The 25430-nt window shown below is 41.2% G+C and carries 27 protein-coding genes and 1 other annotated feature; all 27 genes read right to left on the reverse strand.

All coding sequences use genetic code 11. The features are described 5' to 3' along the window. Positions 1-48: 48 nt before the first annotated feature. Complete coding sequence (locus RN80_RS07090; RefSeq protein WP_060628463.1) at positions 49-1755, reverse strand: glucosaminidase domain-containing protein; 1707 nt, start codon at positions 1753-1755, stop codon at positions 49-51. A 97-nt stretch (positions 1756-1852) separates the two neighbouring features. Continuing rightward, positions 1853-2839 (reverse strand): dihydroorotate dehydrogenase, encoded by a 987-nt coding sequence (locus tag RN80_RS07095; RefSeq protein ID WP_172672632.1) that lies wholly within the window; start codon positions 2837-2839, stop codon positions 1853-1855. After that, positions 2802-3602 carry a dihydroorotate dehydrogenase electron transfer subunit gene (locus RN80_RS07100; protein ID WP_060628467.1) on the reverse strand — a complete coding sequence of 267 codons (801 nt, stop codon included), beginning with the start codon at positions 3600-3602 and terminating at the stop codon, positions 2802-2804. The genes RN80_RS07095 and RN80_RS07100 overlap by 38 nt, the downstream gene beginning before the upstream one ends. A gap of 248 nt (positions 3603-3850) precedes the next feature. Further along, positions 3851-4231: a lactoylglutathione lyase gene (gene gloA, locus RN80_RS07105; RefSeq protein ID WP_000157153.1), complete on the reverse strand. Its 381-nt coding sequence runs from the start codon at positions 4229-4231 to the stop codon at positions 3851-3853. A 58-nt stretch (positions 4232-4289) separates the two neighbouring features. Further along, a complete protein-coding gene (gene rplT / locus RN80_RS07110) occupies positions 4290-4649 on the reverse strand; it encodes a 50S ribosomal protein L20 (protein ID WP_000124834.1) in 360 nt (119 codons plus the stop codon). Between the two features lie 51 nt (positions 4650-4700). Next, positions 4701-4901 carry a 50S ribosomal protein L35 gene (rpmI, locus tag RN80_RS07115; protein ID WP_001125943.1) on the reverse strand — a complete coding sequence of 67 codons (201 nt, stop codon included), beginning with the start codon at positions 4899-4901 and terminating at the stop codon, positions 4701-4703. A 32-nt stretch (positions 4902-4933) separates the two neighbouring features. Continuing rightward, a complete protein-coding gene (gene infC / locus RN80_RS07120) occupies positions 4934-5464 on the reverse strand; it encodes a translation initiation factor IF-3 (RefSeq protein WP_000848180.1) in 531 nt (176 codons plus the stop codon). Positions 5465-5479: 15 nt separating this feature from the next. Beyond that, positions 5480-5611 (reverse strand) — a sequence feature (ribosomal protein L20 leader region). A gap of 160 nt (positions 5612-5771) precedes the next feature. Next, complete coding sequence (locus RN80_RS07125) at positions 5772-6956, reverse strand: hypothetical protein (RefSeq protein ID WP_060628469.1); 1185 nt, start codon at positions 6954-6956, stop codon at positions 5772-5774. A 3-nt stretch (positions 6957-6959) separates the two neighbouring features. After that, positions 6960-7547, reverse strand: a complete 588-nt coding sequence (locus RN80_RS07130; protein ID WP_060628471.1) for an ABC transporter ATP-binding protein — start codon at positions 7545-7547, stop codon at positions 6960-6962. Between the two features lie 398 nt (positions 7548-7945). Beyond that, on the reverse strand, positions 7946-10186 hold the full coding sequence (locus tag RN80_RS07140; protein ID WP_060628473.1) for a DNA internalization-related competence protein ComEC/Rec2: 2241 nt from the start codon (positions 10184-10186) through the stop codon (positions 7946-7948). Further along, positions 10170-10808 (reverse strand): helix-hairpin-helix domain-containing protein, encoded by a 639-nt coding sequence (locus RN80_RS07145; protein WP_060628475.1) that lies wholly within the window; start codon positions 10806-10808, stop codon positions 10170-10172. Before RN80_RS07145 ends, RN80_RS07140 begins: the two co-directional genes overlap by 17 nt. A gap of 66 nt (positions 10809-10874) precedes the next feature. Further along, positions 10875-11444 carry a GNAT family N-acetyltransferase gene (locus RN80_RS07150; RefSeq protein ID WP_060628477.1) on the reverse strand — a complete coding sequence of 190 codons (570 nt, stop codon included), beginning with the start codon at positions 11442-11444 and terminating at the stop codon, positions 10875-10877. A 106-nt stretch (positions 11445-11550) separates the two neighbouring features. Beyond that, the gene (locus RN80_RS07155) at positions 11551-12555 is read right to left on the reverse strand and encodes a PhoH family protein (protein WP_060628478.1); all 1005 of its coding nucleotides are present in this window, start codon (positions 12553-12555) and stop codon (positions 11551-11553) included. Positions 12556-12635: 80 nt separating this feature from the next. Further along, a complete protein-coding gene (locus RN80_RS07160) occupies positions 12636-12851 on the reverse strand; it encodes a YozE family protein (protein ID WP_001232084.1) in 216 nt (71 codons plus the stop codon). Between the two features lie 45 nt (positions 12852-12896). Then, a complete protein-coding gene (locus RN80_RS07165; RefSeq protein WP_004234343.1) occupies positions 12897-13454 on the reverse strand; it encodes a GrpB family protein in 558 nt (185 codons plus the stop codon). A gap of 11 nt (positions 13455-13465) precedes the next feature. After that, positions 13466-14320 carry an RNA-binding virulence regulatory protein CvfB gene (cvfB, locus tag RN80_RS07170; protein WP_060628479.1) on the reverse strand — a complete coding sequence of 285 codons (855 nt, stop codon included), beginning with the start codon at positions 14318-14320 and terminating at the stop codon, positions 13466-13468. Positions 14321-14379: 59 nt separating this feature from the next. Further along, positions 14380-14937, reverse strand: a complete 558-nt coding sequence (gene frr / locus RN80_RS07175; RefSeq protein WP_060628480.1) for a ribosome recycling factor — start codon at positions 14935-14937, stop codon at positions 14380-14382. An 8-nt stretch (positions 14938-14945) separates the two neighbouring features. After that, positions 14946-15683 (reverse strand): UMP kinase, encoded by a 738-nt coding sequence (gene pyrH / locus RN80_RS07180; protein ID WP_000002997.1) that lies wholly within the window; start codon positions 15681-15683, stop codon positions 14946-14948. Positions 15684-15766: 83 nt separating this feature from the next. After that, complete coding sequence (trmFO, locus tag RN80_RS07185; protein WP_000083714.1) at positions 15767-17101, reverse strand: methylenetetrahydrofolate--tRNA-(uracil(54)-C(5))-methyltransferase (FADH(2)-oxidizing) TrmFO; 1335 nt, start codon at positions 17099-17101, stop codon at positions 15767-15769. 283 nt (positions 17102-17384) lie between these two features. Next, positions 17385-18263: a 16S rRNA (cytidine(1402)-2'-O)-methyltransferase gene (rsmI, locus tag RN80_RS07190; RefSeq protein ID WP_060628481.1), complete on the reverse strand. Its 879-nt coding sequence runs from the start codon at positions 18261-18263 to the stop codon at positions 17385-17387. 2 nt (positions 18264-18265) lie between these two features. Continuing rightward, positions 18266-18583, reverse strand: coding sequence for a DNA replication initiation control protein YabA (gene yabA, locus RN80_RS07195; RefSeq protein WP_000358228.1), 318 nt, complete (start codon positions 18581-18583; stop codon positions 18266-18268). A gap of 39 nt (positions 18584-18622) precedes the next feature. Then, on the reverse strand, positions 18623-19513 hold the full coding sequence (locus tag RN80_RS07200; RefSeq protein ID WP_060628482.1) for a DNA polymerase III subunit delta': 891 nt from the start codon (positions 19511-19513) through the stop codon (positions 18623-18625). After that, positions 19510-20148 carry a dTMP kinase gene (tmk, locus tag RN80_RS07205; RefSeq protein WP_060628483.1) on the reverse strand — a complete coding sequence of 213 codons (639 nt, stop codon included), beginning with the start codon at positions 20146-20148 and terminating at the stop codon, positions 19510-19512. Before tmk ends, RN80_RS07200 begins: the two co-directional genes overlap by 4 nt. Positions 20149-20261: 113 nt before the next feature. After that, positions 20262-21059: a pyrroline-5-carboxylate reductase gene (gene proC, locus RN80_RS07210; protein WP_045611449.1), complete on the reverse strand. Its 798-nt coding sequence runs from the start codon at positions 21057-21059 to the stop codon at positions 20262-20264. A gap of 3 nt (positions 21060-21062) precedes the next feature. Further along, the gene (locus tag RN80_RS07215; protein WP_060628484.1) at positions 21063-22325 is read right to left on the reverse strand and encodes a glutamate-5-semialdehyde dehydrogenase; all 1263 of its coding nucleotides are present in this window, start codon (positions 22323-22325) and stop codon (positions 21063-21065) included. Between the two features lie 9 nt (positions 22326-22334). Continuing rightward, positions 22335-23444 (reverse strand): glutamate 5-kinase, encoded by a 1110-nt coding sequence (gene proB / locus RN80_RS07220; RefSeq protein ID WP_060628485.1) that lies wholly within the window; start codon positions 23442-23444, stop codon positions 22335-22337. A gap of 100 nt (positions 23445-23544) precedes the next feature. Further along, entirely contained in the window at positions 23545-25428 is a 1884-nt protein-coding gene (gene cbpE, locus RN80_RS07225; protein ID WP_060628486.1) for a phosphorylcholine esterase CbpE, read from the reverse strand. Between the last annotated feature and the right edge of the window lie 2 nt (positions 25429-25430).

Here is a 25430-nt window from a genome sequence, read left to right on the forward strand (position 1 = left end):
TCAGGATTTTTAACATACTATTCACTCAAATCATATCCAATTATAGGACTAATCTTTACCACCTAGTTTCTCATTGATTTTCATCATCACACTAGCAATTTTTTCGCCCCAATAAGGGTCTGAGGCATATTCTACATTCATACCAGATGCCTTGTTTCCAAGGAAAGTTCTACCCCTATCGATATAATTTTCCTTAATCCACTTGCTTGCACCTAAAATTCCCTTATCCACATCATCAAATGTCTTGGCAGAAAGGTAAGGGGTCGTATCATAGGCTGTAATTCCAAAGAAATTATTCTTATCTTTGGCAATCTTGCTACGTCCCCAGTCGCTTTCTAAGGCACTATGGGCAAGGAGATAGAGGGCATTGATATGGTAATGTTCTTCGGCTTCCTTAAAGGTAGCTCCCTTATATTCTAAGAGGCTATTATTAATATTTAACAAACTAAATACCTTATCCAAGTCTTCAGCACTGTAGTTTGTAGCCTCTGTCAAATCTTTGAAAAGGAAGGGATTTTCAAGGTTAAAACCATCAAAATGCAGGCCATCTGCCGAATAATATTTCTTGCCTACTTCCATATCAGAAAGATGAGCAGCTACTGGGATACTAGCATTCTGAGCCACATAGTGATAAAAACGGTGTCCATCACTCTCATAATAAGGGATAAAATCCTTGCTGGCATCTAGTGCTTGTAAATCTTCTGTTTTCATATAACCTGACAAGCCAGAAATAGTAATAGCCAGGCGCTTGTCATCACTTTTTCTATCCTTATCCAGCCAAACAACACTACCTTGCGATATATAGGACAGTTTTTCACCATCTGCATTATAGATATTTGCAGTAACTGGAAGAACCTGATAATAATCAGAGCTAGTCTTGGATTCCTTATGCCACTTTCCATCGTTTCCTAGCTGATGACCATCAATAGTCTCATTTTTTGCCATGTAGCCACCGGATTTGAAGTAGTACCAGGCTTGACTTTTAGAATCGTATACCCATTCTTTCTCAGCCATTTTGCCATCAGACTTGAGATAAAACCATGACTCCTTATCCAAAATCCATTCATTAACTGCCATATAGCCACCGGATTTTAGATAATAATAGTGACCATTTTCGAAAATCCATTCTTTATCAGCATGATTTCCATTTGCTTTGATGTAAAACCAAGATTGGTATTGTTTGTCATAAAGCCAACCTTGCTGTACTTTAGCGCCACTGGCATTCACATAAGCCTGGTCAATCCACTGACTTGTCAGTAAATAACCACCAGATTTAAAATAATAGTCCTTACCCTTAATTTGGAGCCATTCTTTCTCTGTGTGTTGTCCATCTGCTTTGATATAAAACCAAGCGTCGTATTGAGAATCAAATACCCAGTCTTCTATTACTTTGGCACCTGATGAACCGACATAGGAAGTACCTACCCAAGCATTTCTTTTCATCTTTCCATTTTGATCAAGATAATAGAAGGCTCCCTTATCTTCTACCCATTCTGACTGGGCCATATAGCCACCAGATTTGAGGTAAAAATAGTCGTCACCTTGTTTCAGCCATTCATTTTCAGAATAGTTGGCATCTTCTTTTATATAAAACCAAGATTGATAGTGAGCATCAAAAACCCACTCATTCGCTGCTGGACTGCCATCTGCTTTCAGGTATTGTTTTCCTTGCCAAGTACCATCGCTTGCCATTGCACCTTCTGGTCTGGCTAAGAAAAATAGCAAAGCTAAAAAAACAAATCTCAATTTCTTCATAAACTTTCTTCCTCTGTTCTTTCCATTTTATTGTATCAAAATTCTCTATAATCAATATTACAAACTGATGAAAAATCAAGAACAGATTGATTGCAGTTTATCTCAGAGACTCTTTTACTTCCTTGCGGAGATTTTCCAGACTACTAATGCCGTATTTGTCCATAACCTTTGGTAGATTTTCGATGATATCAGGACAGGCATAAGGATTGGTAAAGTTGGCTGTTCCAACTCCGATAGCAGAGGCTCCAGCCAGGTACATTTCTAGGGCAGTTTCTGCCGAATCCACTCCTCCCATTCCAATAATAGGCAGGTCTGTTGTTTGGGCTACTTGGCGGATGAGTTTGAGGGCTACTGGAAAGACTGCTGGACCAGACATTCCACCTGTTCCATTGGCCAAGATTGGTTTTCTGGTTTTTAGGTCAAAGCGCATACCAACTAGAGTATTGATCATGGTCAAGCCACTTGCCCCCGCATCTTCTGCAGCTTTTGCGACTGTGACAATATCCGTCACACTAGGAGTCAGTTTGACATAAACTGGCACATCAGAGGCTTCCACAGCCGCTTTCACCACATCATAAGCTAAATCTGGATCTTGACCAATCAAAAGACCGTGATTACAGTGGTCAACATTGGGGCAAGAAATATTGAGCTCAATAGCCTTTACATTAGCTGCCTTGGAAATTCCTCGAGAAACAGCAGCATACTCTTGTTTTGAAAAACCAGCTACATTGGCAATAATAGGAAGATTTGGATATTCTCTTTCCAGCCAAGTTAGCTTTTCGGCCAAAACAACTTCCAAACCCGGATTTTGCAAACCGATTGCATTGAGCATACCAGCGGGAGTTTCTGCCACCCTTGGAGTTGGATTGCCAAAACGTGGTTCAAGTGTTGTCGCCTTGATCATAATAGAACCTAAAAGGTCTAAATCATAGTACTTGGCATACTCTTGTCCAAAACCAAAACAGCCTGATGCTGGAATGATCGGATTTTTCAAATCCAAACCAGGTAGAGAAACTTGTAAACGATTTGTAGTCATGATTTTCTCCTTATAATACAACAGTTCCTGTTCGGAAAACAGGACCATCTTCACAGACGCGTTGGCTGACCGTCTCGCTTTCTGGCACTTTTAGGACACAGGCATAGCAAGCCCCCATCCCACAAGCCATACGAGATTCCAGAGATAGATAGGCTCTTGGGTGGTCATAAAAGTTTTGATTGATATACTTCATCATGCCAGGCGCCCCACATGAATAAACAGCATCAAACTGACTGTCTAAGTCATTGATGACAACAGACACATTTCCTTTAATGCCATATGAACCATCATCTGTCGTTACAAAAACCTGACCATATTGGGCCAATTCCTTTTCAAGGATAACAGCATCCTTGTTAGCAAAACCAAGGACTGTCACTACTTTCACACCACGCGCATGTAATTCCTTGGCCACCTCAAGCAAAGGAGGTACACCAATCCCACCTCCAACTAAGAGAACCTGGCTCTGCTCATCTAGGTCAGACAAGTCAAAACCATTTCCCTGAGGACCCATCACATCAAGAGTATCTCCCTGACTTAAGGTTGAAAAAATAGCTGTCCCAGTTCCCTCAATCCGATAAATAAGATGACACTGCTTATTTGCCTTATCAATAGACGAAATTGAAATAGGACGACGCAAAAGATGGGCATCATCAGGCACACGCAGATGAAGGAATTGGCCTGCTCGCATAGCTTCAACCATTTCCCCTTCTAGGACTAATTCAAAGATTGCTGGCGCGATTTCCTCCTGTGCTACCACCTTCATGGTTTCCAAACGAATTGCACCCAAACGTTTCTTACATGTGGGATTCATGACTTCTCCTCCTTAAATTTTAAGGGGACCAGATAAAGAAAAGACCTTGCTAGTGCAAGGCCTCAGTTAAAATTGTACAACAGAAGAGAGCACACTCAAAAAGTCTCCTCTAGAAAATTGTACTATTCTTTTATCTGACACCTTGTGAGTCTCTCTGGACTCCCCTTAAAGGTTAAATTTTTACTAGTATACTCTTTCAGCTAAAAAAAGTCAAGTAGAAAACGAACATTCTACTTAACCTCACGAGATTATTTTTCACGAATGACTTCGACCTTGTAGCCATCAGGGTCTTTGACAAAGTAATAGTTAGGCGCAGTTCCTGGTAGGCCATTTGGCTCAGTAACTTCATAACCTTTGGCACTGTGCTCTTGATGAAGCGCCTCAAGATCAGGTGTACTTAGGGCGATATGGGCAAATCCATCTCCAACCACATAAGGACCATGATCGTAGTTATAAGTCAACTCCAACTCATAGTCATCACCCTCAAGACCTAGATAGACAATCGTGAAGGCATGGTCTGGAAAATCTCTGCGACGCAATTCTTTAAATCCAAAAGCATCTTGATAAAATGCGATTGATTTTTCAAGATTTTCTACTCGCAAGCAAGTATGTAGCATTTTTGAAGCCATATTTTTCTCCTTTATTTTTAAAAAGACTGGGACAATCCTGTTCCAGTCTTATCTGTTATTATTTACCAAGTTTTGCTTTAGCTGCATCTGCAAGAGCTGTGAAAGCTGCTGCATCGTTAACAGCCAAGTCAGCAAGCATTTTACGGTTAACTTCGATCTCAGCCAATTTCAAACCATGCATCAATTGTGAGTATGAAAGTCCGTTCATACGAGCTGCCGCGTTGATACGAGTGATCCACAATTTGCGGAAGTCACGTTTTTTCTGACGACGGTCACGGTATGCATAGTAGTAAGAGTTCATTACTTGTTCTTTTGCAGTACGGAACAAGATGTGTTTAGCTCCATAGTAACCTTTTGCTAATTTAAGAATACGTTTACGACGTTTGCGTGATACAACGCCACCTTTAACACGTGCCATGTTTTATTTCCTCCAAATATTTCCTAGAATTGTTTACTTACAGTCAAGCTATTATTTCAAGCGAGTAAGCATTGCTTTGATACGTTTGTAATCTCCTGAATGCACCATAGATGCTTTACGAAGATGACGACGTTGTTTCTTAGTTTTTCCGTGGAAACGGTGAGAAGTGTAAGCACGGAAACGTTTAAGTCCACCAGAACCTGTACGTTTGAAACGTTTAGCTGATGCGCGGTGTGTTTTTTGTTTTGGCATGATTTTTTCTCCTTTATTTAACTTTCTGACAATTATTTTTTGTCAGTCGCTGGCGCCAATTGCATGAACATTTGACGTCCATCCATTTTAGCACGTTGTTCGATGATGGCAATATCTTGAGTTGCTTCAGCAAACTCGGCTAAAACTTTTGCACCAATCTCTTTATGGGTAATCATACGACCCTTAAAGCGAATAGATACCTTAACTTTATTTCCTTTTTCAAGGAATTTGCGTGCATTGCGAAGTTTTGTATCAAAGTCACCTTTGTCAATAGTTGGACTTAGACGAACTTCTTTCACAGTAACAACACTTTGTTTTTTACGTTGTTCTTTTTGCTTCTTCTGGTACTCAAATTTGAACTTACCGTAGTCCATAATTTTTGCAACAGGCGGTTTGGCTTGGGGTTGAATCAATACTAGGTCAACATTAGCGTTATCAGCTAAAGCTTGCGCTTCACTGAGTGGCTTGATGCCTAGCTGTTCTCCTTCAAGACCAATCAAGCGAACTTCACGTACACGAATCTCATCATTGATGAATAAGTCTTGCTTTGCTATGGTTTTCACCTCTTTTGTTTTATTAGAGAAAAACAATAGCGGACTCGTAAATATACAAGCCCGCACGTTATGATAGCGTTTCTTAGAAACTTTTCATCCGTAGGGCCAGGCAACTCAATGTCACAAGGCGAGAAGCTCTCACTTCTGCTTTTCTCAACTTTTATATGATACCAAGTTTTCTAGCCCTTGTCAAGAAAAAAAGTTAATTTTTTGAAAAGTTTGTGTTTATATTTTGACTTGGTTTTCGAATCAAAAAGAGAGAATCAAGTTGATTCCCTCTCTGTATTAGTTTTTCCACACCTTCCCTATGGGAATGCTAAAACCTATTAAAAACTTCCTTTTTACGTGAACTTCCCCATCTTTCGATAAATAGAATCCCCACTAACAAAAGGATAATCAGGCAAGGAAGTAAGACTAGCCCCATACCCCAATTCAGATTGACATTATCAATCTGCTTAGGTAATCTTCCAGACAAAATATCTACTGAACGCAAGTAAGTAAAGGGAATCAGATGTGCAATCCTTTGAAGAGGCTGAATTGTTTGGATGCCAAACAATAAGCCAACAATTCCAATGAGTGAAAGAAAGAGGACAGGCATTTTTTGCTTGAAAAAGTAAGCAATCAAGTACACTACTTCCACAATGACGATAAAGGCTAAGAAAGCTAATAACAAGCCAGGAAATAACATATCTTGTATCTTTCCAATAGTTACCTCTTGATTCACTAAGCTATAAATCGGGTAGGGATAATCTAACTGTCCAAAACCACTTATCAGACTTCCCACTAGAAAAGAAAATCCGCTGATTCCGATAAACAGCACAGTTACATAGCCCACTCCAACTCCAAGGGAGGACATGGCAAATGCCACTTTTGAAAAAGGATATAACTGAGCTGTGTCCAGATGATTTTGATATCTTTCTGCAAATAGTTGCGTTAGCATAAAAATAATAGCAATCACAAACAAGGTTGGGATGATAGCCTCTAAAATCCAGATAATCTGATCAATCCCGTGGGTCGGAAACTCCAAAGTATGTGCTTTTATGTTCAAGGGATACAGGGCTTGGTAAATCTTTCGTTGGCGGTCAACCGCCATTTTAAAGTCAGAGCTAATAGTCGGGTTATTTGATATCATTTCATAATTCTTCTCTTCATCTTGCCACTGCAAATAGTAGGCTTCTTTCCATCGCCCTTCTTTTAATAAAGTCAGAATTTCTGTCTTTTGAGTCGAAAGATTTTTTTGCCCGTCTAAAGTATTTTTAGCAATCTGGTATTCCTCCGAGCTGGTATCAGATATTTGGGAGAGTTTCTCTTCATATTCATTGATGATTCTCTCATCTTTTACAAGACTGGTTTCCAACTCGCTCTCCAAGCTGTGTGAGTTTGCAGTCCGACTATTTAAATAAAAGGTAACACCGAGTCCAGATACAAATAAAGCTAAGATAATCCAGTTTAAGCGACTTTTGAAAACTTTTTTCAATAAAAATAGACTAACATCTTTCATAAACTAAACCTCTTCTATTTGCCCCTGATGAATGGTTACTACTCTATCGCAGACATCAAGCAACTCTTCCTTATAGTGGGAACTTAAAAGAACCAGCTGTTCTTGTCTATCGATTTGTGCCAGCCTATCAAAAAACTTCTGTCGATAATACTCATCTAAGCCATTTGTAATTTCATCCATAAGCCAGCATTTCGCCTGACTGAGGAAATACATGGCAATAACCAAGCGTTGCTTCATGCCTAAGGAATACTTGCGAATGGGAAGGCTGATATAGTCAGACATTTCCCAATAGGTAATTTCATCCCCCAAGTTCAGCCCTGACTTCCAGATGTTCTTGATCAGGCGAAGATAGTCCATCCCACTTAAGTTTCCATCCAGCCATTCAATGCTTTCATAATAAAATAAAGAAGGAGGGGCTACAATATTTCCACTACTTATAGGAATTAAATTGCTAATGGCGCGGAACAGTGTCGTCTTTCCAGAGCCATTGATAGCAAGAATACCATAAATCCTACCCTTTTCAAATGTAAAATCAACATCTTGTAAGATGACTTGTCGCGTTTTTAAGGTCACATGAGTAAGATGCAACATATCTAGCCCTCCTTTTTATCACTCTTTAAGGATTAATAGCATCCGCTGGAGTAGTTTATTACCTCATAACGATTGTAATTCCAACCAGAACCAATTTTATATTCAGAATAGCTGTCATAACGATACCATAACAGGGGATTAATATAGTTATATCTCTAGCAATTCATACTAGACTTATAGTAGGTATTCCAATCATACCTATAAGTTTTAAGAACGCTCACAGCAGATATACTGGACTGAAAAAGACCAATAATCATAAACTAACTAATTAAACGATTTTTACTAATTTTTAATGATTTTATATCATCAATATTGAAGACGCTTTCATTATATCGTTTTTATCATTATTATGCAACAGATTTTTAGTTTATTTTACTAATATATAGTATTTATCCTTCCTATCGAACGCTTTCGATTTTCCAACTATTCCACCCTTTAAAGCATATAGCTCCCTGCTGGTCAGTTCGGTAAACTTTACTATTGATACCTTCCAGTCGAGTCAAGGTTTCTTGATGTGGCAATTTCGTTCGATTGCTCTTTCCAACTGAAATGAGAGTAAACTCTGGCTTGAGCTGTTCTAGAAATGCTGAACTTGATGATTTTTTAGAGCCATGTTGGCCAGCTTTTAAAACATCCACTTTCAAGTCTGGATAGTGCTTCAGCAATTCCTTCTCTCCTTTTTCCTCCAAATTTCCTGTGAAGAGAAAGTACTTATCCAAAAGTTTTCCATACAGAACCAGGGAATCATCATAACCTCCATCTCCTATTTTCCTTGGAGCTAGGACTTCTAACTGACTTCCAAAAATTGGCAAGTTCTCTCCTGCTGTCACACTGCGCACCTTGGTTTGAGTTGCCTCTAGTTCTGCCACAAATTCCTTCTGTTTCAGACGGCCTTTTGACACTAAAATCTCCCCTACATGGAAAGCCTTGGTCACCTCCAACAAATCACCAACACGTTCCTTGTCCGTATTTGTCAAAATTAGCTGGTCAATCTTATCTACTCCTCGACTTTTGAGATAGGGAATCAAGGTTCGCTGGGCATTGCTGGTCGTCGCCTTTTCTTGCCATTTTTCGATTTTCTTATCAGATTTTGCCTTACCGCCCACATCTATGAGAATGGTCTTCCCATTTACATCCCGTAGGAAAATACTTTCTCCTTGCCCCACATCCAGCATGGTAATTTCATTTTCCAGTGGATACTTGGTCAGGAAAAAGAGACCCACAATAAGTAAGCTGAAGCCAGCTACTCTTTTGATATTTTTCCTCAAATCATAGACAAAAGCCAAGGAAATTAACAATAAGATTAAAAGCCATGCATTGGGTTGTCCAAAGACTAGAGGTCTACTTGCCACCTGTGAGACCAAGCGAATAATGCCCTCCAACCATTCAAAAATAAAATTAAGCTGAATGACTGGATAGAGAAAGGAAAGGGCAAATAAGATAGACAAGAGCGGTAAGAAGACCAAGTCAAAAAGAAAGGAAAAGACAAAGGTCAAAAGGATGGACCAAGGTTGAAATTCCGCAAAATAGAAGGATAGAATGGGCAATATTCCCAAAGAAATGACTAGACTTTCTCTAGCAACAGCCTTGAGCCCCTCCTCTTCTTTGCTGGTCATGGTCAAGATAAAAGCATAAGCGCAGGACAAAACTCCTCCTGCAGTCAGGAAAAAGTTGGGCATGACGATAAAGAGGACAAGGACCGTCAAGGCAAAATTATCCAAGACCTTAACACCATGTTGAGCCAGTAACTTTTGCAAAAGACTGCGAATGACCGAAGCTGAAAATCCTGTCAGCCCTGCATAGATAAGGGAAAAGGGATAAGTCAGCCATTTCAACTTTTCTTGGGTCAAGCCTAATCGCAAGAGAAGTTTCTTAAAGCCATCCATAAAAAAGCCTACCTGCATCCCCGACAAGGCAAAAAGGTGGATAATTCCTAAACTAGAATAAAGCTCATTCATCTCCTCAAAGTCCGTGTCCAGATGTCCTAGCAAGAGCCCTGTCATGTAATTGCGCATAGGGTCTGGAAAATGTGTCTTTATCCAAACCACAGCCTTTCGGCGTAAACTGGATAGATTTTCTCCTATATCCCAACTGCCAACCTTTTGAAGTGACTGGATTCTTTTAATATTAAGAATCTGGTAAATTCCCTGAGTCTTCAGATAGGCTTGGTAGTCAAAGCCACCAAAATTTCTCTGCCCTTCTGGCTCCGAAAGCTTCCCTTCTAGTCCTATCTCATGAAGGTCGGTTAAAGCTTGAAAGACTTCTTTCTCCTCCTCGGACTGGAGTTTATAATAGACTTGAAAAATGCGGCCATCGGCCTTGCCCCGAAAGGATAGACTATTACCATTAACCTTAATAGTGTCAGGTAAAATCCGTACAATTTCAACAGAATCTGACAGATTTTGACTCGCTTGACTCTGTTGCCAATTTTGAAAAACAAACCAAAATCCAAAGATTCCACAAATTACTAGAACTTTTCCAGCAGATTTCCAAAGAAATTGGATAAAGAGACAGACTAGCAGAAAAACAAAGCCCAACAAAGCAAGATAGGATACTGAGAAAATAGCGTAGTAAAGCCAAAGTAATAGAAAACTCAGGTAAATTAGGGGAATGGGGAAATTCTTAGTCCACTGTAACATAGTCTTTTAACTTTTCTATCGTTTTGGCGCCAATGCCAGAGACCTTCTTGAGTTCATCGACCGACTTGAACTTCCCATTCGCCTCACGATGATCGATAATGTCCTGAGCTCGTTTGCCACCCAGTCCTTTGACCTGCTTGAGTTCTTCCAGACTGGCTTTGTTGAGATTGATCTTCTTGTCCTTGCTTGTTGAAGAAGGCGCTCCAGAACCAGTATGTTGACTAGCTGATTCTTCTCCCTTAGTGGGAACGTAAACCAGAGCTTCATCACTAACTTTCTGAGCTAGATTGAGCGACTTGCTGTCTGCTTGCTCTGTCAAGCCACCCGCCTTTTGAACAGCGTCATTGACCCGACTACCTACAGACAAATCATAAATCCCTGGTGATTTTACAGCACCTTTGACATCTACTGTGATTAGATCTTGTTCAACCGGTTCTTCCTTCACTTCCTTTTCGGTCGATGAATCCTTGGAAACAGCTGCAACTTCTGCCTGTAAATTTGTTTCTTTTACAGGTGTTTGTGGAGCTGGTTTTAGCAGGAAAAATCCTCCTACAAGCAAGCCCAGACCAGTACAGATGACGATGATTTTATACTCTTTGATTTTCTCGATAATTGCTTCCATATTTTCTCCTCTCTTAGATTATTCGTAAGAGAAAGAAAAAACAGTTGAAAATTTCTTCTCAACTGCTTATTTATTTGCAAAATAGTCTTCCTTGGTCAAGACATAATGAACTCTTGTAACGATTCGGCCTTCTTCATGCTGGTCCATACAAGCATATGGTTCTGCATGTGAAAAATGCATGCCTGATTTCTCCATGACCTTTCCTGACGCGGGATTAGCCTTATCGTGTAAAGCAACTAACTTATTCATTCCTATCTTCTCAAAAGCTAGCTCAATTACGGCACGATTGGCTTCTGTCGTCAATCCTTGACTCCAATACTTTTTATTGATAATGTAGCCAATAGCCGCCTTCTTAAGAGCAGGATCAATCTTGTGCAAATCAATGGTTCCGATAAATTTGCCATTGCTTTTTAGTTCTATTCCCCAACGTCCCAAGGGATTAGCCAAGTAGAACTGAGCAATATTATTTTTGGTTTCTTCTAAATTTCGATTGGTTAGAAAAGTGTAACGTGTATTATCCTTATCCGAGGCATACTCAAACATTGCTTCTGAATCATCCAAGGTTACAGGTCTAAGCAATAAACGCTCAGTCTCGACTATGGGATACTGAGATAGTTTTAAAAAGATTGATTCCATAGGATTCCACCACTTGAAAAGTTTCTAACTAATATAAGGATATTGAATGAAACATGTAAAAAGCAAACTTATACTTGGTATTGAGATAATTTTAAGTACAAAAGAACTATCCTTCAGACAGAGGTTGAGACTCTAATTCTTCATGCTCTTCATTTTTAATTGGAGCTGGTTCATAAGCTCGGATAATCTGAGCGACAACTGGATGGCGAACCACATCCTTGGCTGAAAAATGAACAAAGTCAATCTGGTGAATGCTCTTGAGCTTTTCTTGGGCATCAATCAAACCGGACTTGACGTTACGCGGAAGGTCAATCTGACTGATATCTCCATTGACAATCATCTTAGAATTAAAACCTAAACGAGTCAAAAACATCTTCATCTGCATGATGGTCGTATTTTGCGCCTCATCGAGAATGACAAAGGCATCATCCAAGGTTCGTCCACGCATATAGGCAAGGGGCGCAATCTCGATAATTTCACGCTCCATGAGTCGAGTCGTTTGGTCTTTGCCCAAAATCTGATACAAGGCATCATAAACAGGACGAAGGTAAGGATCGACCTTTTCCTTGAGGTCGCCCGGAAGAAATCCAAGACTCTCACCTGCTTCCACTGCTGGGCGAGTCAGGATAATCCTCTTGACTTGCCCACGTTTAAGGGCAGTCACTGCCAAGGTCACTGCCAAGAAGGTCTTCCCTGTCCCTGCTGGCCCAATTCCAAAGGTCACATCATGCTGTTTGACACTGTCAACATAAAGTTTTTGACCTAGAGTTTTGACACGAATAGGCTTCCCAGTATTATCCTTGATGATTTCTTCTTCGTAAAGGGCAACAAACTTGTCGATTTCATCGTTTTTGACCATGCTAATCGCAGTCACCACATCTGGCGTACCAACGGTCATCCCACGATTTACCAAGACCATCAAAGCCTGAATAACCTGACGAGCTTCCTCACAGGCAGTCTCTTCTCCCAAAACTTGGACAATCTCCGTACGAGCATGAATCACGACATCAAGCTCTTCTTCCATCAAACGAAGATGGCGTTCATTGGAACCAAAAAGATGAAACAGGTCATCTGGGTGACTCAGTTGAATGTCAATTGAATGTTCCTTCAAATAAAGAACCTCTCTAATCCTTTTATTTCTTTTTATTATAGCAAAGAGAACAATAAAATACTAGCCTCATCTCATTGTCTCTAGTGTTCTAAGTATTCTTGCCAGATGGCGTCAAAGTCTCCTAGGTTGAAAGAGAAACTGGCATGTTCTTCCAAAAAGCGACTCACCTCATCAAAATCATCTGTGTGTTTTGGAAAGGCTGACTCTTCAAAAGCGAGGTCTGCCAAGATAGCTTTGGGACTGTTACTTTTAGGATTGCGCTCGGTCATGAGCCAAGTGTAAAATGATTTTCTCAATTCTTTCTCCTATCAAGACTTTTTTTGATGAAACTTTTCTGATTTTTAAAAATTACTGGACTTAGCCTCTGACACATAGTGATTTATAAAATCCGTTTTCGCATCAGTATAGGCGTCTCGATTGTGTTCAAATTGTTTCCACAAACTGAGTTTTAATTCCTGATACGCTTGGGCAATATCTGGATGCTGGCAGAGATAATCTCTAAAATAAATCTCGTCATGATCTCCCGTCATTCGCAAATGTAAATGAAAAACTTTCTCAGCAAATCCCTGCTCTGTATATCCTTTATTTAGCGAAATCCTGTTAGGACTCTCTGACATCACTAGCCAACCATTCTTCACCAATAAATCCCTAACTCTTGCCAAATCCTCTATTCTACCTACTTCTAGCAGAATATCAACGATATTTTTGGCCCAAATATTAGGGATAGCAGTGCTACCGATATGTTCTATTCTTTTAATAACATTTGCACCCAATATTTTTTTCAGACTTGTTTTTTCCGATTCATACCAGTCTTTCCACTCTGACTTGTGCTCTACTAGAAAAATAGGAAAAAGTTGCCAGAGTTCCTCTAAACTCATTTCTTCAAGTTTCTTTTTCATGTCTATAAGACCTAAATCAACTCTGTCCCAAACTGGTCCTGCTTGATTTTGCCAGCCTTCATCAAGCCACCGAGTGCTTTCTTGAACTGACCTTTAGAAATGCCAAAGGTTGCTTTGATGTCGTCTGGAGATGACTTATCATTTAAGGTCATGAAACCGCCATTGCTTTCCAAGTAAGTCAAAATCATCTGAGCATCATTTTCCAACATTTCAAAGGAACGTGGTTTGAGGGAGAGGTTCAAGGTACGGTCCACTTCACGGAAACCAATAACGCGCGCATCTAATACTTGCCCCAAACGTGGCTCTGCGTAACGCTCGCTAGGATGGATAAAACCAAGCATGTTATTTTCTGGTAGGTAAACAAAAGTTCCTGACAGCTTGAGGCGGTAAACAATGGCTGGCCAGTTTTGGTTCTGCATGTTGTTGTAGGCAGGACGAGCCAGACGTTGGAAGTCTTCTTGATAAGCCAAGAGTCCCCAGATACGGTCTTTCTTGTCCACTTCAAGACGGATGTAGAGTTGGTCACCCTTCTTAGGCCAGAGTTCCTTGAGCTCAGGGAGAATATCAAGCGATACTACGACTTCCTTATCGGGCAGACCTGTATCCACAAAGACACCCAAGTCTTTACGAACTTCCGTTACAGTTCCCCAACCAAATTGATCCTGTGTGGCAATCACTTCTAAAGTGGTCAAGCGGAGCTTTTGCTTCATATCTGTATAGGCGAAACCTTTAACCGTATCCCCTACTGTATGCTGACCTTCTTCCTTAGCAAGAGCATAGGTTTGACCATCCTTTTGCACAAAGTAAAAACGGTCATTTTCATCGATGATCAGTCCAACGATAAAACTTGCAAGATTTGTATTCATATTTCCTTCTTTCGAATAAAACTCAGCCAGCAATGCCAACTGAGTTTTTCTGTTTATTTTTAGACTTCCACTAGTTCTTTCTCTTTGTTGGCAGTCATGTCGTCAATGTGTTTAACAGCATCGTCTGTTACTTTTTGAATGTCTTTTTCAAGAGTCTTCAATTCGTCTTCAGTGATTTCTTTTGCTTTTTCTTGTTTCTTAGCTTCATCCATAGCATCGCGACGGATATTGCGGACAGCCACTTTAGCATTTTCTCCGACCTTCTTCACTTCTTTAGCAAGGTCACGACGAGTTTCTTCTGTAAGAGCAGGGATAACCAAGCGAATCACAGAACCGTCGTTAGCTGGTGTGATTCCAAGATCAGAAGCGTTCAAAGCACGTTCGATGTCTTTCAATGAAGACTTGTCAAATGGTGTTACCAACAAAACACGCGCTTCTGGAATGGTAATTGAAGCGATTTGGTTAAGAGGTGTTTCTACTCCATAGTATTCTACATGTACACGGTCAAGCAAGCTTGCATTAGCACGACCGGCACGGATACCACCAAATTCACGAGCAAGTGATTGGTGAGACTGGGTCATTCTCTCTTTAGCTTTTTCAATAATTGCGTTCGCCATAATCTTTCTTATTCCTTTTCTTCGATATTATTTGAAACTGTAGTTCCGATATTTTCACCAAATACGACACGTTTGATGTTACCTGATTGGTTCATGTTGAAGACAACCAAGTCAATGTCATTATCCATTGAGAGGGTTGAAGCTGTTGAGTCCATGATACGAAGACCTTTATTGATAACGTCACGGTGGGTCAATTCTTCAAACTTAACGGCTGTCTTGTCTTTCTTAGGATCGGCATTGTAAACACCATCGACACCGTTTTTAGCCATAAGAATAGCATCTGCTTCGATTTCAGCTGCACGAAGGGCCGCTGTTGTATCTGTTGAGAAGTAAGGTGAACCAATTCCGGCACCAAAGATAACGATACGGCCTTTTTCAAGATGACGAAGGGCACGTCCACGTACGTAAGGCTCTGCCACTTGTTGCATAGCAATAGCTGTTTGCACACGTGTATCAACCCCAACTTGTTGCAATGAATCTGCCATCACAAGAGCATTCATAACAGTCCCAAGCATTCCTGTGTAATCTGCCTGAACGCGGTCCATACCTGCTTCTGCTGCAGGTTCTCCACGCCAGAGATTTCCTCCACCAATAACAAGGGCAATTTCGATACCTAAGCTATGAACTTCTTGAATCTCTTTTGCGATTGTTTGAACTGTTTGGATATCAATCCCTACGCCACGTTCACCGGCAAGGGCTTCACCTGATAACTTGATTAAAATACGTTTATACTTGGGATTCGCCATTTTCACTCTCCTTCTTTTATCCTACCTATTTTATCACAATTTCTAAGATTTTTATAGTATCATGAGCAATTCTTTCAAAAAAATTAGACCGTTAAAAATTCCTCTAAATCGTTAAGAGCACGCTCTGCAATTTTTTCATAACGAGCCTTCTTATCACGGATACGTTCGCCTTCCAACTCCTTGATGATTCCAAAATTGACATTCATTGGTTGGAAATGTTTGCTGTCGGCATGAGTGATGTAATGAGCCAGACTTCCAATCGCTGTCGTCTCTGGGAAAATAGCCTCACTTTCTCCCTTGAAGAGACGAGCCGCGTTAATTCCCGCAACCAAGCCTGAAGCCGCTGACTCAACATAGCCTTCCACACCCGTCATCTGACCAGCAAAGAAGAGATTTGGTTGTTTCTTAGACCGGTAGGTCTGCTCAAGAAGATTCGGTGAATCCATGTAAGAATTGCGGTGCATAACACCATAACGAACAAACTCAGCATTTTCAAGACCTGGAATCATTTGGAAGACTCGCTTTTGTTCTCCCCATTTGAGGTGAGTCTGGAAACCAACGATATTGTAGAGGCTACCAGCCGCATTGTCCTGACGCAGCTGAACCACCGCATAAGGTGTTTTAAATTCTCCATCACGAGGTCCTGTGTAGTCGTCCGGATACTCAAGGCCAACTGGTTTCATCGGACCATAAAGCATGGTTTTAATACCACGTTTGGCCATGACTTCGATAGGCATACAGCCCTCAAAATACTTTTCTTTTTCAAAAGAATTCAGCGGCGCTTCTTCCGCATTGACCAAGGCTTCGTGGAAATTCATAAATTCTTGTTTGGTCATGGGAGCGTTGAGGTAGGCCGCTTCCCCCTTATCATAACGAGACTTGAGATAGACCTTGCTCATATCGATGGTGTTGACATCGATAATAGGCGCTGCCGCATCGTAGAAATAGAAACCATCGCCGTCATTAAGGGCATGAATCTTTTCAGCCAAGGCATCGCTTGTCAAAGGACCAGTAGCGACAACCGTAATAACATCTGTCGGCAATTCTGTAATTTCATCACGCACTACTTCAATCAAGGGGTGGTTGGCTACTTTCTCAGTTACCATCTGAGAGAAACCATCACGGTCCACCGCAAGCGCCCCTCCTGCTGGAACACGTGTAGCCTCAGCAGATTCCAAAATAACAGAACCCAAGCGACGCATTTCTTCCTTGAGGAGACCCACTGCATTTGTCAAGGCATCCCCACGTAAGGAATTGGAACAAACCAATTCAGCAAAATTATCTGTTTTGTGTTGAGGTGTTGACTTGACACCACGCATTTCATAAAGTTTAACTGGAATACCACGCTCTGCGATTTGGTAGGCTGCTTCTGACCCTGCCAAACCAGCACCGATAACATTGATATAAGATTGAGACACGACACTAATACCTCTTTGGGAGTGTGAAGACAAGGTTCACATTGAAAAAGCCAATCAAACTTAAGAGTTTTCGAGTTTCTTGGCTCAGGCTGAAAAAGTCCACAGGACTTACTTCGCTTTCGAATTTCCTGGCTCAGGCTGAAAAAGTCCACAGGACTTACTTCGCTTTCGAATTTCCTGGCTCAGGCTGAAAAAGTCCACAGGACTTTTTCACTCCCACAAATCTTTCTATTTTTTCTTCTACTAGTATAACAAAAAAAGGGAAGAAGGCAAACTTCCCTGTTTAGTCATTTTCTTGATTTTCTTCCCAGTCGTGGTAAGCAGCGTAGAGCTGGCTTTTATTCCACTGGTAAATCTTAGCGACTTCCTTGATAGCTTGATTTTTCTTCATGCCTTGCTGGATGCGTACTTGTATTTCTGAAAACAAGTCCTCCTCGTCTTTTTCTTCCACATCCTGACTGGCACCTTCAACGATGAGAAGGCATTCTCCCTTGAGTGGCGTTTCAGTAATGCTTTCCAGCAATTCAGAAATGGTACCTCTTTGGTATTCTTCATAGATTTTGGTCAATTCCCTAACCAAGACGACCGAGCGATCACCGTAGACTTCTAGCATATTTTCTAACGTATCTGCCACACGATGAGGCGATTCATAGAAAATCTGGGTTTCTGGATAGTCTTTTTTCGAGTCAAAAAATTGCTTCTGCTGACCTGATTTTCTCGGTAAAAAGCCGTAAAAGATATGTGGCTGTGGCGCTAAACCACTAGCGATCAAGGCAGAAATTCCTGCAGAGGCACCTGGAACTGTGACAACAGCAATATCTTCCTCAATAGCTGCCTTAACCAAATCATGACCAGGGTCTGAGATGCTTGGCAAACCTGCATCCGATACCTGAGCAATACTTTGCCCTGCTTTCAGGAAACTAATCAAATCAGGAATCTTTTCCTTGGCATTGTGCTCATGAAAACTGATCTGCTTTGTAGAAATGTCAAAATGCTTGAGCAGAAGTCCTGTATTACGCGTGTCCTCAGCAGCAATCCAGGCCACCTCTTTCAAGGTCTGAATAGCTCGAAAGGTCATATCATCTAGATTGCCAATCGGCGTTGCCACTAGGTACAGCTTGCCGTAGGGAGACTGCCCCTTAAAACTTTTTTGAATTTGCATGCCTACTCCCTGTATAACAACTCATCACAGAACATACATTCCTCGTCCTGCTCTCGACGTTGTCCATAAAAATCATTACATACGTGAAATCCATCACGGTAAATGCGACGGACACTTTCGCGAACATGTTTAGCCTTGACGGGAGCGTCTGCTTCCACCTCACCCAAGCGTTCGCGCAACTTACTATTTTCCAAGCGAAGAGCTGTATTTTCTTCTACTAGGCTCTTGAGATTTTTCTTGATGGCTTCCACATCGGCCAAGGTTACCAATAACTGTTGGGAAAAATCATCTAGCGCGTCAAATAATTCTTTTTTGTCCATAAAACAGCCCTTTCCTTTCTTTATCATTCATTTTTGAGTTTATATTTCTTTCAAGATCAAATATTCCATGGCATTTTGAAAGCTGACATTAGCTTGCCACATTTTTCTAGCTTCTAGCAAATCTTGTAGAATCACTCTAACTCTTGCTTGTAGGATATCTTGTCCACATAGAACTTCAAGAATCCGTAAAACCTGATCTTGTTTTTCCTTGTCATCTGCCAAGTTGGCTAATTTAGCAACCTGCAGATAACTTTCTTTTTTCTTAGCTACTAACCAAGTCAGCAGGCGTTCACTTTCATCGACCAAAGTCCAAAAACTTGCCTGATTAGCCAACTTTTCTGCTTCAGCTCGCGATTGACTAAACTGAGCTAGGAGAGTCGCTTTTTTCTTAACCAGTCCCATTTGTTCTAAGAGCAAGATCAGCTTCTCTTCTTGCTTTTTAAAGTGAAAAATTTGCGTCCGACTTCGGATTGTAGGTAAAATCTTCTCCTCATCGCTGGTCAAGAAGAAAATGTAAACCTCACTCTGGGGTTCTTCGATGACCTTGAGCAGAGAATTGGCTGCATTGGGATGCATCTTTTCCGCTTGCTCGATAATAAAAACCTGTTGCTGGCTTTCAATCCCTGCTTGGGAAAACTGACCCACCAATTCTCGAATGCGTTCTGTCTTGATGACCTGATTTACTGGCTTAATCAAAGTGACATCGGGAAATTCTCCCTGCTCAATCAGCTTACAATTTCGGCATTTCTCACATGGTAAAACACCTACTTTATCTGTACAAAAGAGGCCCTTAGCTAAAAATTGCGCCATTTCCAAGCTTCCAAAGAAACCTGAAAAGAGGTAGGCATGATTGAGCTGGTCTTGTTCTAGGATACGGACAAAGCGGTCAAACTGATCTGGCTGCCAAGCCTTTAGTTGATCTTGTTTCATTTAGCTAATCCCATTCTATCAAACAAGACAGCCTTGGTAGTTTCCAAAACTTGCTCCAAAGGAAAACTAGCATCAATCTTAACAATACGACTTCCTTCTTTGTCCAGAAGAGAAAGGTAACCTTGACGAACTTTTTTGTGCAAGTCCAACCCTTCTAAGTCCAAACGATTGACCTCGCGATTGCTATTAGCAGCAATACGAGCCAGCCCTTCTTCCACCTCGATGTCAAAATAGAGTGTCAAATCGGGTTTGAGGCCATCTGTCGCAAACTGGTTAAGCCAGTCAATGGCTTCAATGTCCAAGCCACGACCAAATCCCTGATAGGCAAGAGAACTATCGATGAAACGGTCCATAATGACCAACTTACCAGCTTCAAGGGCTGGAAGAACTTTTTCCACCAAATGCTGTCTGCGACTGGCAATATAAAGAAGTAACTCTGTCTTCGCATCCATCTGAGTATAACTTGGGTCCAAAATCACTTCCCGAATCTTCTCTCCTATCAAGACACCTCCTGGTTCACGGGTCGTCAGCACCTCTACCCCTTTTTCCTCTAAAATTGGTAGCAGAGCCTCTAAAACACTGGTCTTTCCTGCTCCCTCTGGTCCCTCAAGAGAGACTAAAAATCCTTTTGACATGTCTAACTCATTTCTTTTTTACTACTTCTATTCTATCAAAAAAATAGGGGTTTGTGACAATCTTTTTGTCTTCTCATTTCAACCACCATAAAAGAGGCAGTCAAAGCCACCTCTTATTTACCTAATTCTTGTGTTCGTTTGTAGGCTTTATGAACTGCATCCATGACCGTTCCTCGAAAAGCATGCGCTTCTAGGCTTGCTACACCAGCTATAGTCGAACCGCCCGGGCTACAAACTTGGTCTTTCAAGACCCCAGGATGCTCTTGGCCTTCTAGAACCAATTGTCCAGCACCTACCACAGTTTGAGCCGCCATTTTCAATGCCGTTTCTCGTGGCAATCCCGTCTGAACCCCTGCATCTGCCAAGGCTTCGATAAAGAGATAGACAAAGGCCGGTCCACAGCCTGCAAGACCTGTCGCTGCGTCTATTAAACCTTCTCCTAGTTCAACCAAGAGACCAGCCTTGGCTAAAAGCTGACAAAAGAGTTCACTGTCCTCAGCCCTGCAATTAGAAGACAAGGCATAACTAATCACTCCTTGACCAATAGAAGCAGGGGTATTTGGCATCATACGAATAATTCGGTGTTGACTTGGGATAAGACTTGCTAGTTTTTCTAAAGTCAATCCAGCTGCCATCGAAATCAAAAGAAGACTTGCTCGTTTTTCAAGTATGGTCTGGTATTGAGAAAGCAGTTCAGAAAACTGAGCTGGCTTAACACCTAGAAAAATCACATCTGCTTCTGCGAATATTTCTTCATTACTAGAAGCCTGACCGCCAAAGTCTGCAATGAAAGCATCTACCTTGCCTTGACTACGATTGGCAAGGAGAAGGTCATCACCCGTCTTTGCCTGCAAAACAGCCTTAGCCAGACTAGCCCCCATATTCCCCAAACCGATAAATCCAATCTTCATCTCTTACTCCCTTATCTGCCCATCACCAGCAACCACATACTTGTAGCTGGTCAACTCTTTCAAGCCCATTGGACCACGCGCGTGCAATTTCTGAGTAGAAATTCCCATTTCACAACCCAGACCAAATTGGCCACCATCTGTGAAACGAGTTGAGGCATTGACATAAACCGCTGCAGAGTCCACTTGATCTGTAAAGTAAGCTGCTGCTTCAGCATTTTCCGTCACAATGGCATCCGAATGATGGGTACTGTGAGCCTCAATATGGGCAACCGCTTCTTCTAAACTGCTCACAACCTTAACAGCTAGGACATAATCTAAAAACTCGGTGTCAAAGTCTTGAGCTTCAGCTACTTGACCTGAAACAAACTGACTTGCTTTACTATCCAAGCGGAATTGAATTGGTTCCAGACCAGCTTCTTTTCGATTCGCAACCAGCACTTGCTCCAAGCGAGGAAGGAAACTTGCTACCTTGTCTTCATGAACCAGCAGAACCTCCATGGCATTACAAACAGAAGGACGACTGGTTTTAGCATTGTTGATGATAGACAGAGCTTTGTCTTCATCTGCATCCTTATCCACATAGACATGGACAATCCCAGTTCCTGTCTCGATAACAGGTACGATAGCATTTTCAACCACGGCATTAATCAAGCCAGCCCCTCCACGAGGAATGAGAAGGTCTAGATAGCCCTTGGCCTTCATCATAGCATAGCTGCTTTCACGGCTGGTATCTTCCACCAGTTGAATCACATCTGGGTGAATAGTGGTCGTCTCCAAGCCCTTCTTGATGGCTGTGACAATAGCATGGGCTGTTTGATAGGCATCCTTCCCACTACGAAGAACAACCGCATTCCCACTCTTGAGAGCCAAAGCAGCCGCGTCAGACGTCACATTTGGACGGCTTTCATAGATAATACCAATAACCCCCATAGCCACACGTTTCTTTGTGATAACCAAACCATTTTCAAGCTGATTGGTTTCTAAGACTTCACCGATTGGATCTGGTAAAGCAACCACTTCACGAATCCCAGTTGCCATCGCTTCTATACGACTTGCATCCAAATAAAGACGATCCAGCATCACATCTGAGATTTTACCCTTAGCAGCTTCCATATCAAGGGCATTGGCTGCTAAAATTTCCTCTGTAGCAGCCACTAAGTGATCAACCATGGCTAGCAAGGCTTGGTTTTTCACCTCTTCACTAGCTGTGTTGATTGATTTTTTAACAGCCTGTACCTGTTCAAATTGTTCTTGTGTACTTACCATAGTTTACCTCTAAAATTCTGTAAAGAGTAGTTGGATTTCAGGAGTAATGGAAATCCAGTCATCACGGTGAATCAAGATACCCTTGGCTTTTTGAGAACGCAACATATCCTCCAAAGCAGATGCTCCAAATTGCACGCGTCCTTTTCCAAGTGATTTTCCACTTTCCTTGTCAAATACTGTCACGATATCACCGTAAGAAAAGGCTCCTTCTGCGTCAACAATACCAGATAAAAGAAGACTCTTTCCATGTTGGGAGAGAGCTTCTGCAGCCCCTCTATCGACCCAAATAGAACCTTGACTCTGAGCATAAAAGGCCAGCCATTGTTTCTGGGTACGAAGTCCCTTCTCTTGAGCAACAAAGTAGGAACCATCCTTGGTCTCCTCAGCTGCCTCAATCATGGCATCTGACTTCAAGGATGAGCAGATATAAACAGGAACTCCTGATTCTGTCGCGATAGTTGCAGCTTTGATTTTGGTTAACATGCCCCCAGTTCCGTTTGAAGAACCTGCTCCACCGGCCATATCAATAATCTCACGATTGATGGTCTCAATTCTCTCCAAGCGTTTGGCTGTTGGATCTGAATTAGGATTTCCTGTATAGAGACCGTCTACATCTGTCAAGAGGACCAAAAGGTCTGCTTGGACCATGGCCGCTACCTGGGCACTTAGAGTGTCATTGTCCCCGACCTTGAGCTCATCAATGACGACACTGTCATTCTCGTTTATGATAGGAATCGCTCCACGGCTAAGTAGAACCGACAAAGCCTGATGGGCATTTTTATAACGGCGCTTATCCACAAAGTCATCCTGGGTCAGCAAAATTTGTGCAGAAACGATTTGGCGCAAGAGAAGATTGGTCGTGTATTCTTCCAACAAAAGCCCTTGCCCTACCGCTGCTGAAGCCTGTTTATCAGCAATCTTAGTCGGACGCTTTTTAAATCCTAAGGCTCCAAAACCGGCAGCAATGGCTCCCGACGACACCAAAATCAACTCATGACCCGCCTCGTGCAACATAGCCAACTGCTGGGTAATAGCCTTTACCTTACTACGTGATAAACTTCCATCCTCATTTGTCAGAGAAGAAGTCCCCACCTTAAAGACGATCCGTTTGTATTTCATAGTCTCACTCCGATTCTTCATATTTATCCATTATAACATGAATAGCATAAAATAGAAAAGAGTTGATAGGAAAAAGAAGGCCCTAAAACCTTCTTTTTTACTACTGTTCTGATTCCGATTTATTTGTACTCGTCTCAGAGCTTTGTGAAGTTGAAGAAGTCAAATCTTGACTAGTTGAAGCGCTTGTAACACCTTCATTCTGTCTAATTTCTTTACTTTCAAGATCTTTTTTCACTACTTCTTTGGATTCTTTTATTTCTGAATGACTTGTGACTTTAGTTGTAACAGATTTCTCGACCGGAACATCCACTAACCAGGCACCACTTGAATCAACAGTATAGCCTTCTGGTGTCTTACCGTTCACAAGCAATTGACCATTTTCTTTCAAGAAGTACCATTTATCCTTGTTTTTAATCCAACCAACAGCTCGTGAACCATCTTCCTTGTAGAAATACCAAGCATTTGCCTTTTTAAGCCAACCTTGCTTCATAGCTCCTGAATCTTCTAGATAGTAATGATGACCAGCAACTTCTATCTCGCCTGTCTTCATGATACCAGTAGAATCCATATAGTACCAGGTTTCTTTATCTTTTACCCAACCCGTTTTCATTTCTCCTGATTGAGCAAAGTAATACCATTGCCCCTTATATTGAAGCCAACCTGTCTTCATAGAGCCATCGTTTGATAAATAATAGTTCTGACTTCCAGTATTTACCCAACCAATTTCCATCTGATTTTCTTTGTTGAAATAATACCAGATTCCATCAATTTTCTTCCAATTTTTAGCAGAAGCACCAGAGTCTGTCAAATAGAACCAATGATTGTTCCATTTTTTCCATTGATTCTGTAACAAGATACCCGTTTGGTTAAAGTAATACCATTCACCTTCGATTTCATTCCAACCTACTGCATACTCTCCTGTAGAATCAGGTGCTTGATACCACCAATTCCCATATGCACTCTTATGCCAACCATCTTGAAAACTTGGAATCGGCTTGTAGGAAGTTGAAATGTTTACTAAACCATCTTGTCGAATATCAAAAACTGTTGCATCATAGTCTTTGCTGGCTGCGTTGATTCTCTCAATTCCTCGTTCTTTGAGCCAATTAACATACTCACTATCAACACCATTTTTCCAAGGTAAACTATCCGAGGTTTGAACAATCAAACTCGGACTCAAATGTTTAATGAAATCCTTGGTGTTTGATTTATTGGTATCACGGTGATGGTTAAACTTCATCAAATCAACTTTTCCAATGAGAGGACCATACTTGTCTTCTGCTCCATGAACATTATCTAAGTCGCCCCCAAGGTAAATTTTCTTACCATTGACTTTCACCACGCTAATCAAGGAATTGGAATTGTCATCCCAAATTTTCTTTAATTCACCTGATGAATCAGTTTCATTTTCATAGTTATAGAGTTGAATATCCATGTCTCCAAACTGAAAATGAGCATCCCCTTGTGTGATATTTTGAATAACTGAAACACCTTTTTCAGCGGCAGTCTGTAAAACCTTATCATAGCCATACAGATTATCCCATAGACGTTCAGAATTAGTAATACGATTATCACTATATTTTTTAAGATAGACTCGGTCAACTGGGTAGGTAGAAAGTAATTCATCAACATTTCCAATATGATCACTGTGGGTATGGGTCACTAAAATAAAATCAAGTTTTTGGACACCCAATTCCTTCAAACGACGAAAGACACGGTCTGTCAGAACATGCTTATAAGACGTTTCAATTCCTTCTCTCCATGGATAACGAGAATCACTTCCATCTGGGAAATCATAATCTTCTCCTGTATCCACCATGGCAAAATGTCCATTGCTTTCAAGAATAATCGCATCACTGCCACCTTCTTGAACATTTATAAAGTGGATTTTATTTCCTGAACTTTCTTGAGCTTGAACATTTCCATACCATGACAAACCTAAAAAAGCGCCTGCAAGTGCTAAACTAGTTAATTTCTTTTTCATTC

Source organism: Streptococcus mitis (assembly GCF_001281025.1).
Lineage (GTDB): Bacteria > Bacillota > Bacilli > Lactobacillales > Streptococcaceae > Streptococcus > Streptococcus mitis_AK.